The sequence below is a fragment of the Streptomyces sp. NPDC005799 genome, from assembly GCF_040630525.1.
GTDB classification, from domain to species: Bacteria; Actinomycetota; Actinomycetes; order Streptomycetales; family Streptomycetaceae; genus Streptomyces; species Streptomyces griseorubiginosus_B.
Window position 1 is genome coordinate 159,431 of record NZ_JBEXXQ010000011.1, and the last position, 11,811, is coordinate 171,241.

8 protein-coding genes are annotated in these 11,811 nt (G+C 70.3%); 3 read left to right on the forward strand and 5 right to left on the reverse strand.

Annotated elements, in window-relative coordinates; all coding sequences use genetic code 11:
* Nucleotides 1-110: 110 nt before the first annotated feature.
* Nucleotides 111-1,844 carry an ABC transporter ATP-binding protein gene (locus tag ABZ453_RS13675; protein ID WP_359014776.1) on the forward strand — a complete coding sequence of 578 codons (1,734 nt, stop codon included), beginning with the start codon at nucleotides 111-113 and terminating at the stop codon, nucleotides 1,842-1,844.
* Complete coding sequence (locus ABZ453_RS13680) at nucleotides 1,844-3,775, forward strand: ABC transporter ATP-binding protein (protein WP_359014700.1); 1,932 nt, start codon at nucleotides 1,844-1,846, stop codon at nucleotides 3,773-3,775. The genes ABZ453_RS13675 and ABZ453_RS13680 overlap by 1 nt, the downstream gene beginning before the upstream one ends.
* Before the next feature lie 37 nt (nucleotides 3,776-3,812).
* Here the strand turns inward: ABZ453_RS13680 and ABZ453_RS13685 are convergent, their stop codons facing one another.
* The 5 genes from ABZ453_RS13685 to ABZ453_RS13705 form a co-directional block, all read right to left on the reverse strand.
* Nucleotides 3,813-5,129, reverse strand: coding sequence for an RNA polymerase sigma factor (locus ABZ453_RS13685; protein WP_359014702.1), 1,317 nt, complete (start codon nucleotides 5,127-5,129; stop codon nucleotides 3,813-3,815).
* A gap of 102 nt (nucleotides 5,130-5,231) precedes the next feature.
* On the reverse strand, nucleotides 5,232-7,136 hold the full coding sequence (gene dnaG, locus ABZ453_RS13690) for a DNA primase (RefSeq protein ID WP_359014704.1): 1,905 nt from the start codon (nucleotides 7,134-7,136) through the stop codon (nucleotides 5,232-5,234).
* A gap of 129 nt (nucleotides 7,137-7,265) precedes the next feature.
* Nucleotides 7,266-8,531, reverse strand: a complete 1,266-nt coding sequence (locus tag ABZ453_RS13695; protein WP_359014706.1) for an FAD-dependent oxidoreductase — start codon at nucleotides 8,529-8,531, stop codon at nucleotides 7,266-7,268.
* 162 nt (nucleotides 8,532-8,693) lie between these two features.
* Complete coding sequence (locus tag ABZ453_RS13700; protein ID WP_359014708.1) at nucleotides 8,694-9,956, reverse strand: deoxyguanosinetriphosphate triphosphohydrolase; 1,263 nt, start codon at nucleotides 9,954-9,956, stop codon at nucleotides 8,694-8,696.
* Nucleotides 9,957-10,020: 64 nt separating this feature from the next.
* On the reverse strand, nucleotides 10,021-10,836 hold the full coding sequence (locus tag ABZ453_RS13705) for a sirohydrochlorin chelatase (protein ID WP_359014710.1): 816 nt from the start codon (nucleotides 10,834-10,836) through the stop codon (nucleotides 10,021-10,023).
* Between the two features lie 213 nt (nucleotides 10,837-11,049).
* Between ABZ453_RS13705 and ABZ453_RS13710 the strand changes: the two genes are divergently transcribed.
* Nucleotides 11,050-11,736 carry an ElyC/SanA/YdcF family protein gene (locus tag ABZ453_RS13710; RefSeq protein ID WP_359014712.1) on the forward strand — a complete coding sequence of 229 codons (687 nt, stop codon included), beginning with the start codon at nucleotides 11,050-11,052 and terminating at the stop codon, nucleotides 11,734-11,736.
* Nucleotides 11,737-11,811 lie beyond the last annotated feature (75 nt).

Here is an 11,811-nt window from a genome sequence, read left to right on the forward strand (position 1 = left end):
GAAAGCGCACTGCTGTCGGCTTAATCGGTTGAGGTAACGCGGGTGGAGTGTCCGACGATAGGGGCCACGGGCAACGAACCCGCCCCATCGCCGACTCCGAGAGACGCAGCGTGCTCATACGACTACTACGGACCTATCTGAGGCCGTACAAGAAACCCATCGGTGTGCTGGTGCTGCTGCAGTTCCTGCAGACCTGCGCCACCCTCTACCTGCCCACGCTGAACGCTCACATCATCGACAACGGTGTCGTCAAGGGCGACACCGGCTACATCCTCTCCTTCGGTGCCCTGATGATCGGCATCTCGCTGGCGCAGGTCGTGTGCAACATCGGGGCCGTGTACTACGGCGCCCGGACCGCGTCGGCGCTCGGCCGGGACGTACGGGCCGCCGTGTTCGACCGGGTGCAGTCCTTCTCGGCGCGTGAGGTCGGCCACTTCGGCGCGCCCTCGCTGATCACCCGTACGACCAATGACGTGCAGCAGGTCCAGATGCTGGCCCTGATGACGTTCACCCTGATGGTGTCGGCGCCCATCATGTGCGTGGGCGGCATCGTGCTGGCGCTCGGCCTGGACGTGCCGCTGTCCGGGGTGCTGGTCGCCGTGGTGCCGACGCTGGGCATCTGTGTGACGTTGATCGTACGGCGGCTGCGGCCGCTGTTCCGGGCCATGCAGGTCCGTCTGGACACCGTCAACCGGGTGCTGCGCGAGCAGATCACCGGCAACCGGGTGATCCGGGCCTTCGTGCGGGACGAGTACGAGAAGGACCGGTTCCGGAAGGCGAACACCGACCTCACCGAGATGCAGCTGAAGACGGGCAACCTGCTCGCGCTGATGTTCCCGGTGGTCATGACGACCGTGAACCTGTCGTCGATCGCGGTGGTGTGGTTCGGCGCGCACCGCATCGCCGACGGCGGTATGCAGATCGGTGACCTGACCGCGTTCCTCGCCTATCTGATGCAGATCGTGATGTCCGTGATGATGGCCACCTTCATGTTCATGATGGTGCCGCGCGCGGAGGTCTGCGCCGAACGCATCGAGGAGGTGCTGGAGACCGAATCCAGCGTCGTGCCGCCGAGCGCGCCGGTCGTCGAGCTGCGCCGGCACGGGCATCTGGAGATCCGGGGCGCGGGCTTCCGCTATCCGGGTGCCGAGGAGCCCGTGCTGAAGTCGATCGACCTGGTGGCCCGGCCCGGTGAGGTGACCGCCGTCATCGGCTCGACCGGCAGCGGCAAGTCGACGCTGCTCGGCCTGGTCCCCAGGCTGTTCGACGCGACCGACGGCGAGGTCCTGGTCGACGGCACGGAGGTGTCCACCCTCGACCCGAAGCTGCTGGCCAAGACGGTCGGGCTCGTCCCGCAGAAGCCGTACCTGTTCGCGGGGACGGTCGCGACCAACCTGCGCTACGGCAATCCGGACGCCACGGACGAGGAGCTGTGGCACGCGCTGGAGGTGGCGCAGGCCAAGGAGTTCGTCAGCAAGCTCGAGGGCGGGCTCAACGCGCCGATCGCGCAGGGCGGCACCAATGTCTCCGGCGGTCAGCGCCAGCGGCTCGCGATCGCGCGGACGCTCGTCCAGCGGCCGGAGATCTACCTCTTCGACGACTCCTTCTCCGCCCTCGACTACGCCACCGACGCGGCACTTCGGGCGGCGCTCGCCCGGGAGACCGCCGAGGCGACCGTGGTGATCGTCGCCCAGCGGGTGGCGACCATCCGCGACGCCGACCGGATCGTCGTCCTCGACGAGGGACGGGTCGTCGGCACCGGCCGCCATCACGAGTTGATGGCCGGCAACGAGACCTACCGGGAGATCGTGCTCTCCCAGCTGACGGAAGCGGAGGCTGCCTGATGGCCGGGCCGATGGCGCGGATGATGGGCCAGGGCGGCGGTCCCGACAGCCGTTCGATGGACTTCAAGGTGTCGGGCAAACGCCTGCTCGCCCAGTTCAAGCCGGAACGGCTCACCATCTACGCCCTGTTGCTGTGCGTGGTCGTGAGCGTGGGCCTGAACGTGATCGGGCCGAAGATCCTGGGCCGGGCCACCGACCTGGTCTTCTCGGGGATCATCGGTCGGCAGATGCCGGCCGGGGCGACCAAGGACCAGGTCCTTGCCTCGATGCGGGAGCGGGGCCAGGGGCAGATCGCCGACATGCTCCGCAGCACCGACTTCACCCCCGGCAAGGGCATCGACTTCGACGCGGTGGGCCGGGTCCTGCTGCTGGCGCTGGGCACGTTCCTGATCGCCGGTCTGCTGATGGCGTTCGCGACGAGGCTGGTGAACCGCAGCGTCAACCGCACGATGTTCCGGCTGCGTGAGGACGTGCAGGCGAAGCTGTCGCGGCTGCCGCTGTCGTACTTCGACAAGCGGCAGCGCGGTGAGGTGCTCTCCCGCGCCACCAACGACATCGACAACATCGGGCAGACCCTGCAGCAGTCGATGGGCCAGCTGATCAACTCGGTGCTGACCATCATCGGCGTGCTCGCGGTGATGTTCTGGGTGTCCTGGCTGCTGGCGCTGGTCGCGCTGGTGACCGTGCCGCTGTCGTTCGTGGTGGCCACCCGGATCGGCAAGCGGTCGCAGCCGCACTTCGTGCAGCAGTGGCGCACCACCGGCAAGCTCAACGCCCACATCGAGGAGATGTACAGCGGGCACACCCTGGTGAAGGTGTTCGGGCGGCAGGAGGAGTCGGCGCAGCAGTTCGCCGAGCAGAACGAGGCGCTGTACGAGGCGGGGTTCAAGGCGCAGTTCAACAGCGGAGTCATGCAGCCGCTGATGATGTTCGTCTCCAACCTCAACTACGTGCTGGTGGCGGTCGTGGGTGGTCTCAGGGTCGCCTCGGGCGCGCTGTCCATCGGTGACGTGCAGGCCTTCATCCAGTACTCGCGGCAGTTCTCGATGCCGCTGACGCAGGTCGCGTCGATGGCGAACCTGGTGCAGTCGGGTGTCGCCTCGGCCGAGCGGATCTTCGAACTCCTGGACGCGGAGGAGCAGGAGGCGGACCCGCTGCCGGGCGCGCTGCCCGAGGAGCTGCGCGGGCGGGTGGCTCTGGAGCACGTGTCGTTCCGGTACGACCCGGAGAAGCCGCTCATCGAGGACCTCTCGCTCAAGGTGGAGCCCGGGCACACGGTCGCGATCGTCGGACCGACCGGCGCCGGCAAGACGACCCTGGTCAACCTGCTCATGCGGTTCTACGACGTCTCCGGCGGGCGCATCACCCTCGACGGCGTCGACATAGCCACCATGTCCCGGGACGAACTGCGCGCCCAGATCGGCATGGTGCTGCAGGACACCTGGCTGTTCGGCGGCACGATCGCGGAGAACATCGCGTACGGCGCCTCGCGCGAGGTCACCCGCGGCGAGATCGAGGAGGCGGCGCGGGCGGCCCACGCGGACCGGTTCGTGCGGACGCTGCCCGACGGGTACGACACCGTGATCGACGACGAGGGCACGGGCGTGAGCGCCGGTGAGAAGCAGCTCATCACCATCGCGCGGGCGTTCCTGTCCGACCCGACGATCCTGGTGCTCGACGAGGCGACGTCCTCGGTCGACACCCGTACCGAGGTGCTGATCCAGAAGGCGATGGCCAAACTCGCCCACGGGCGTACGTCGTTCGTGATCGCCCACCGGCTGTCGACCATCCGGGACGCGGACACGATCCTCGTCATGGAGAACGGCGCGATCGTCGAACAGGGCGCGCACGCGGAGCTGCTGGCGGCGGACGGGGCGTACGCGCGGCTGTACAAGGCCCAGTTCGCGCAGGCTGTGGCTGAGGTGGACTAGCGGGTGGGGGCCACTCACCTCGGTGAGTGGCCCCTGCTCAGTCCAGATAACCGCGGAGCTGATCCGCGAAAGCGTGATCCCGGAGCTTGTTGAGCGTCTTCGACTCGATCTGCCGTATCCGTTCCCGGGTCACCCCGAAGATCCGCCCGATCTCCTCCAGCGTCCGGGGACGCCCGTCGGCCAGCCCGTACCGCAGCTGGACGACCTTGCGCTCACGTTCGCCGAGAGTGGAGAGCACCGCCTCCAGATGCTCCCGCAGGAGCAGGAACGCCGCCGACTCCACGGGTGACGTCGCGTCGCCGTCCTCGATCAGGTCGCCGAGGGCCACGTCGTCCTCCTCGCCCACCGGGGCGTGCAGGGACACCGGCTCCTGGGCCAGACGCAGGACCTCGCTGACGCGCTCGGGCGGGAGTTCGAGGTGGGCGGCGACCTCTTCCGGGGTCGGCTCGTAGCCCCGCTCCTGCAGCATGCGGCGCTGGACCCGGACGACCCGGTTGATCAGCTCGACGACGTGCACCGGGACCCGGATGGTGCGGGCCTGGTCGGCGAGGGCCCGTGACATGGCCTGGCGGATCCACCAGGTGGCGTACGTAGAGAACTTGTAGCCACGGGCGTAGTCGAACTTCTCGACCGCCCTGATCAGGCCGAGGTTGCCCTCCTGGACGAGGTCGAGCATGGTCAGCCCACGGCCGACGTACCGCTTGGCCACGGACACGACCAGCCGCAGGTTCGCCTCGATGAGCCGGCGCTTGGCCATACGGCCCATGACCACCAGACGGTCCAGGTCGAGGGCCAACTGGCTGTCCAGGTCAGGGGTGTTGCTCAGTTTCGCCTCGGCGAACAGACCGGCCTCGACCCGGCGGGCGAGCTCGACCTCCTCGGCGGCGGTGAGCAGCGGGATCCGGCCGATCTCGCGCAGGTACTGGCGAAACAGGTCCGAGGACGGGCCGCCGGTGTCGGCGCGGGCGCGCTCCGCGGCGGTGGTCTCCGCCGGTTCGGGGGGCTCCGCGGCCTCCAGCGCCTCGGCGGGCGGTTCGGCCGGCTCTGGCGGCCCTTCGGGTTCCACGGGATCCGCCTCGGGGTGGTGCACGACACGGGTCTGCGGGGGGACCGCGACGAGGACGTCGGTCTCCGCGTCCGGTTCCGTGCCGTCCGTACTGATGTCGGTCTGTGTGAGGGTCTGGGTCTGCACGGGGGCGACCTCCAGGATGATCGCTGCCAGGGGGTACGGCAGCGGTACTTCGGGGGCGGAGTCGGCGGCCACGCCGCTGTCCGTCCCGTACGCGATGAGCGGAACCGCGGGGGTGTGGGACCCGTGTAGGACGGATCGGCCGCGCTCCGAGGACTCAGGCACCGCACCCCAGTGTGGAGTACGACACATCGCCGCCACGAGGGGCGTGCGTGACTTTTTGCAATCGGCCCGTGACCCGGCGGTTACCGTGGCGTACGGGTGCGGTCAGAGAGCCGCGGCGCCGTGTTCCCTGAGGGCCTGGTCGTACTGCTGGAGGACCCACAACTCGTTCTGTACGGCGGCCAGTTGGGCCGGGTCGCCGCCGGCGGAGAGGCGGGTCATGTGGGACTGGACGTCGCGGATGCGGCGCTCCACCGCCCGCCTGCGGACCTGGACCAGCACCGTGCCCGCGTACACCTCGTCGACGGTGCGGCGCATGATCGGCTCGACGGCGAGTTCGGTGACCATCGCGCGGACGGTGTCGTCGGGGGCCGCCTCGCGCACGCGGACCAGGTATTCCTGACCGTCCTGCACGCCGTACTCGGCGCCGCCCGCGTCCATGACCGCCTGACGCACCGCGGCGTACGGGGCGGCGGTGAACTCGTCGGCGCCGTACGCGTCGAAGGCCGGGGAGACGAACTCGGGCCGCTGGAGGGCGAGTTTGAGCAGCTCGCGTTCGGTGGCGTAGACGGGGTTGCGGAGGGTGAGGGCGGGGCCGGAGGTCGTGGGGCGCGGCGCGGCCTCGTACGACTGCGGGCCTCGGGACGTCGGCGCCGGGGCGCCCTTGCCGCCGCGGTCGCGGGCCCAACGGGCCAGCTGGGCGACGCGCTTGACCACGAACTGGGTGTCGAGGATGCCGAGCATGCCGGCGAGCTGGACGGCGACCTCGTGCTGGGCGCCGGTGTTCTTGATGCGGGCGACGATGGGAGCCGCCTCGTCCAGGGCCGCGGCCCGGCCGGCGGGGGTGTCGAGGTCGTAGCGGACGACGATCTGGCGCAGGGCGAACTCGAACAGCGGGGTGCGGGGCTCGACGAGGTCGGCGACCGCCTCGTCGCCCTTGGCGAGCCGGAGTTCGCAGGGGTCCATGCCGTCGGGGGCGATCGCGATGTACGTCTCGGCGGCGAACTTCTGGTCGTCCTCGAAGGCGCGCAGGGCCGCCTTCTGGCCGGCCGAGTCGCCGTCGAAGGTGAAGATGACCCGTGCGCTGCCGTTGTCCATGAGCAGACGGCGCAGGATCTTGATGTGCTCGCCGCCGAAGGCGGTGCCGCAGGTGGCGATCGCGGTGGTGACGCCGGCGAGATGGCAGGCCATGACGTCCGTGTAACCCTCGACGACGACCGCGCGGGAGGCCTTCGCGATGTCCTTCTTCGCCAGGTCGATGCCGTACAGGACCTGGGACTTCCTGTAGATCGCCGTGTCGGGGGTGTTGAGGTACTTGGGGCCGTTGTCCGCCTCGTACAGCTTGCGGGCGCCGAAGCCGACGACGTCTCCGCCGATGTCGCGGATGGGCCACATCAGACGGCCCCGGAAGCGGTCGATGGGGCCGCGGCGGCCCTCCTGGGCGAGGCCGGAGAGGAGGAGTTCCTTGTCGGTGAAGCCCTTGCCGCGCAGATAGCGGGTGAGGTGGTCCCAGCCCTGGGGGCTGTAGCCGACGGAGAAGTGCGCGGCGGCGCTCTGGTCGAAGCCGCGCTCGGCGAGGAAGACCCGGCCGGTCTCGGCCTCGGCGCTGGTGGCGAGCTGCTCCATGTACCAGTCGGCGGCGATCTTGTGGGCCTCGACCAGGCGGATGCGTTCGCCGCGCTGGTGGGAGGGGTTGTAGCCGCCCTCCTCGTAGCGAAGGGTGATGCCGGCCTGGGCGGCCAGCCGCTCGACCGCCTCGGAGAAGGTGAGGTGGTCGACCTTCATCACGAACGTGATGGTGTCGCCGCCCTCCTGGCAGCCGAAGCAGTGGAAGAGTCCCTTGCTCGGGCTCACCTGGAAGGACGGCGACTTCTCGTCGTGGAACGGGCAGAGCCCCTTGAGGTTGCCTCCGCCCGCGTTGCGCAGCTGGAGGTACTCGGACACGACGGCGTCGATGGGAACCGCGTCCCGTACCGCCTTCACGTCCTCGTCGTTGATCCGTCCAGCCACGGAGTGATTCTACGGGTCAGAACTGACACTCCTGGGGCAAGACGGCCTCCGGCCGGGGGACCGGCCCGCCGCACAGCGGCTGTCGGACACAGCGCCCCCGGGAATTGCAGCACGGTGGTGGTCCGACACTCACGGGACGAGGCTTTCGAGCGGAACGTGCGGATCCGCCAGGGACTCCGTGTTCACCCGGGTCTTCGACCTGATCAGCTTCTGGATGGGTTCTGTGACGTCCCACACGTTGACGTTCATCCCGGCCAGCACCCGGTCGTCCTTGACCCAGAAGGCGATGAACTCACGTTTCCCGGCGTCCCCGCGGATCACCACCTCGTCGTACGACCCCGGCGGCGCCCATCCGCTGTACTCCATCCCCAGGTCGTACTGGTCGGAGAAGAAGTAGGGCACGCGGTCGTAGGTCAGGTCCTGGCCGAGCATCGCGCGGGCCGCCGCGGGGCCGCCGTTGAGGGCGTTGGCCCAGTGCTCGACGCGCAGCCGGGTGGTGAACAGGGCGTGGTGGAAGGAGGCGACGTCGCCGGCCGCGTAGATGTCGGGGTCGGAGGTGCGCAGCCGGTCGTCGACCACGACCCCTCCCCCGTGCGCCCGGTCGGCGATCTCCAGACCCGCCGCCTCCGCGAGGCCGATGCGCGGGGCCGCGCCGATCGCCGCGAGGACGTCGTGCGCCGGGTGCTCCTCGCCGTCGTCGGTGCGCGCCGCCAGCACCATGCCGTCCTGGCCGACGATCTCCGTCAGCTTCGCGCCGAAGTGGAAGCGCACCCCGTGCTCGCGGTGCAGCTCGGCGAAGAGGCTGCCGAGCTCGGGTCCGAGGACGCCGTGCAGCGGGGTCTGGGCGGGCTCGACGACGGTGACCTCGGCGCCGTACTCCCGGGCCGCCGCCGCGACCTCCAGACCGATCCAGCCGGCGCCCGCGATGACGATGTGCCCGTTGTCCCGGCCGAGCGCCGCCAGTACGCCCTTGAGCCGCTCGGCGTGGGCGAGGCGGCGCAGATGGTGGACGCCGGCGAGGTCGGTCCCCGGGATGTCGAGGCGCCGCGGCTCCGCGCCCGTCGCCAGGAGCAGTTTGTCGTAGTGGACGAGTGTGCCGTCCTCGCCGAAGCGGACCGTCTTCGCCGCGCGGTCGATGGCGTCCACGGTCTCGCCGAGGTGCAGCTCGATGTCGTTCTGCGCGTACCAGGCCGGTTCGTGGACGAAGACGCTGTCGCGCTCCTCCTTGCCCAGCAGATACCCCTTGGACAGCGGAGGACGCTCGTAGGGGTGGTCGCGCTCGTCGCAGATCAGTATCACGCGGCCGCTGAAGCCCTCCGCTCGGAGCGTCTCGGCCGCCTTCGCACCGGCGAGACCACCTCCGACGATGACGAATGTCTGATCCGCGTCGACCACTTGATGCCTCCTACGGGGTGTCCGAGGGGTGTCCCCTCGGAGAACACGGCGGGTGCCGCCACATGCGAGCGTCCCGCACGGAGTGTGATGGGGGAAGAGGGAGTGGCCCGATCAGGCCACGGAGGGTCACGTTCGGGCGCAATCGGGGTCACTCGTGTCGCGTCAGTCTCTCGCCTTCCCCGTCAGACGAGCGTGAAGCGACCGGGCGGACGCGTCCGTCAGCGAGGCGATCTGGTCCACGATCACCCGCTTGCGCGTCCGGTCGTCCCCTGCCTGGTCGAACAGCGCCCGGAACTGCGGGTCGAGACCCTCGGGTGCACGCGCAGTGAGCGCCTGCGCCAGTTCGGCCACCACGATCCGCTGGTCGGCCCGCAGCCGCTCCTGCTCGGCGCGCTGCATGACGTACCGGTCGGCGACGGCCTTGAGCACCGCGCACTCCAGCCGCGTCTCGTGCGGTACGACCAGCTCGGCGTCGTACCGGGTGAGGCGGCCCGTGCCGTACGCGGCGCGCGTGGCCGACTCGGCGGCCAGGCAGAAGCGGCCGATGAGCTGGCTGGTGGCGTCCTTGAGGCGGGCCTGCGCGACCGCCGAGCCGTCGTAGCCGTGCGGCCACCAGTCCTGGTCCTGGAGGCGGTCCAGGGCGGCGGACAGCTCCGCCGGGTCGGTGCCGGCGGGGACGTACCGGCCGACGGCGACCTCGAAGACCGCCTGGCGTTCCGGTTCCGCGTGCAGGCAGCCCGGGTCGATGTGGCCGGCGTGCAGGCCGTCCTCGACGTCGTGCACCGAGTACGCCACGTCGTCCGACCAGTCCATCACCTGGGCCTCGAAGGTGGTGCGGGTGGCGGGGGCGTCCTTGCGGATCCAGTCGAAGACGGGTCTGTCGTCCTCGTACACGCCGAACTTGGGAGAGGCCGGGTCGGTCGGGTGGGCGCCTCTGGGCCAGGGGTACTTGGTGGCGGCGTCCAGGGTGGCGCGGGTGAGGTTGAGGCCGACGGAACCCTCCGGGGTGAACCGCTTGGGTTCGATGCGGGTGAGGAGCCTGAGGGACTGGGCGTTGCCCTCGAAGCCGCCGCAGTCCTCGGCGAACTCGTTCAGCGCGTGTTCGCCGTTGTGGCCGAAGGGAGGGTGGCCGAGGTCGTGGGAGAGGCAGGCGGCTTCCACGAGGTCGGGGTCGCAGCCGAGGGCCGCGCCCAGCTCGCGGCCGACCTGGGCGCACTCCAGGGAGTGGGTGAGGCGGGTGCGGGGGCTGGCGTCCCAGACGGTGGCGCTGCGCTCGCCTGGCGTGACGACCTGGGTCTTACCGGCGAGCCTTCGGAGTGAGGCTGAATGGAGTACGCGGGCGCGGTCGCGTTGGAAGGCGGTGCGGCCGGGGCGTTTGTCGGGTTCTGGGGCCCAACGCTCGGTTGAGGACAGGTCGTACGGCATGTCTCGACAGTACGGGCATGGACTGACAATGCGCGTACGCGGATCGACACGCCCCCGCGCTCCTTCAGGCAGCTGTCCTCGCCGGCGTCGCGAGTGCTTGGTCGTAACGGTGGAGGAGCAGTTGTGCCATTGCCGGGTGGGTGCCCAGGGGGGCCGAGGCGATCCACGGGGCCGCTTCCGCGCACTCCGTGGCGAAGCGGCCCGGGGCTGTGAAGTAGGACGCCACGGCCACGCGGTGTCGGCCACTCGCCGTCAGGGACCGGATCGCGTCCGGGACCGTCGGGGCCGCGGTCGTGGCGTAGGCCGGGACCACGGGGACGCCCAGGCGTTCGGCGAGCAGCTGGGCCGTGCGGGTGGTGTCGACCTTGGACTCGGGGTCTCGGGAGCCCGCCGCGGCGAGGACGACCGCGCTGGTGCGGCGCGTCTCCTCGTCCATGCGGGTGCGCCAGCCCGCCTCGACCAGGCGGGCGTACAGGGCGTCCACGAGAAGGGGGTGGGGGCCCAGCGCGTCGGCCACGCGTGCGCGTACTGCGGAGGAGGCCGCCATCTCCGGGATGTCCCGCTTGACGTGGTAGCCGCGGCTGAGCAGCAGGGGCACGAGGACGGCCTCCGCCGTGCCGAGGCCGGCCAGGGTGTCGGGGAGCAGCGGGGCGTTCAGTTCGATGTGGCCCAGATGCACGGACAGACCGGGGCGTTGGTCGCGGACCTTGTCCAGGAGCGCGCGGACCGTGCTCAGGGCGCGCGGGTTGCGGCTGCCGTGGGCCACGACGACGAGCGCGGGCGGGCCGGGACGCCGTCTGCCGTTGAGAGAGACGAGGCTGAGCTGGCTGGCGAGCCGGCTGCCGATCTGGCTCATGAGGTCCGCCGTAGTGTCCGTCATGGGCCGATCCTCGCGGTGGCAGGTTGCCGTCCCGTTGCGCGGGAATGACGGCGGTTTTCCGTCGCTTCACCGTGGGGTGTCCGGGGTCTGTGAGGTGAGGTGACCTGCGGTTTCATCGGCCGGAGTGAACCTGGTCACGTATCATCCGCCGAACCGGACGGCCCGACAGGACGTCTCTGACTGTCGAAAACAGGCCGAAGAGGGGACCGTCCGATGCGCCGACCCAAGCTGCGCAGACCGCGTCTGCCCCGCACCCGCGGGGGACAGCGGCGGCTCGTGCAGGCCGTGATGGCGGTGAGCGTGCTCGCCCTGCTGCCGGCCACCTGGATGTACGTCACGACGGGCGACCGGCTGCGGACGCTCGCGGACGCGCCGCGCACCCAGGTCGCCGTCGTCTTCGGCGCGGGCCTGTGGGACGGCGAGCCCTCCCCCTATCTCGCCCACCGTCTCGACGCGGCGGCCGAGCTGTACCGGGAGGGCCGTGTCGAGGTCGTCCTCGTCACCGGCGACAACAGCCGCAAGGACTACGACGAGCCCGACGCCATGCGCACCTATCTGACCAAGCACGGTGTCCCCGCCTCGCGGATCGTCAGCGACTACGCCGGTTTCGACACCTGGGACTCCTGCGTCCGCGCGAAGAAGATCTTCGGTGTCGACCGGGCGGTGCTGATCAGCCAGGGCTTCCACATCCGGCGCGCGGTCGCGCTGTGCCGGGCGGCGGGTGTGACGTCGTACGGCATCGGGGTCCAGGACAAGCACGACGTGACCTGGTACTACGGCGGCACCCGGGAGATCTTCGCGGCCGGCAAGGCGGCACTGGACGCCGTGTTCCATCCCGATCCCCAGTTTCTCGGGCACAAGGAGACCGGGGTCGCGAAGGCGCTGGCGAGCGCCCGGTGACCGGGGGCTCACGCCGCTCGGCCCGGCGGGGGGAGGTCACCGTCCCGCCCGTGTAACAAGGGGCCGCGCCGCACG

What these genes read in the sequence shown, in the direction of transcription:
- ABZ453_RS13680 (WP_359014700.1), top strand. Translation starts at nt 1,844, where the DNA reads ATGGCCGGGCCGATGGCGCGGATGATGGGCCAGGGCGGCGGTCCCGAC.
- ABZ453_RS13700 (WP_359014708.1), bottom strand. Translation starts at nt 9,956, where the DNA reads ATGCCGTACGACCTGTCCTCAACCGAGCGTTGGGCCCCAGAACCCGAC.
- ABZ453_RS13705 (WP_359014710.1), bottom strand. Translation starts at nt 10,836, where the DNA reads ATGACGGACACTACGGCGGACCTCATGAGCCAGATCGGCAGCCGGCTC.
- ABZ453_RS13710 (WP_359014712.1), top strand. Translation starts at nt 11,050, where the DNA reads ATGCGCCGACCCAAGCTGCGCAGACCGCGTCTGCCCCGCACCCGCGGG.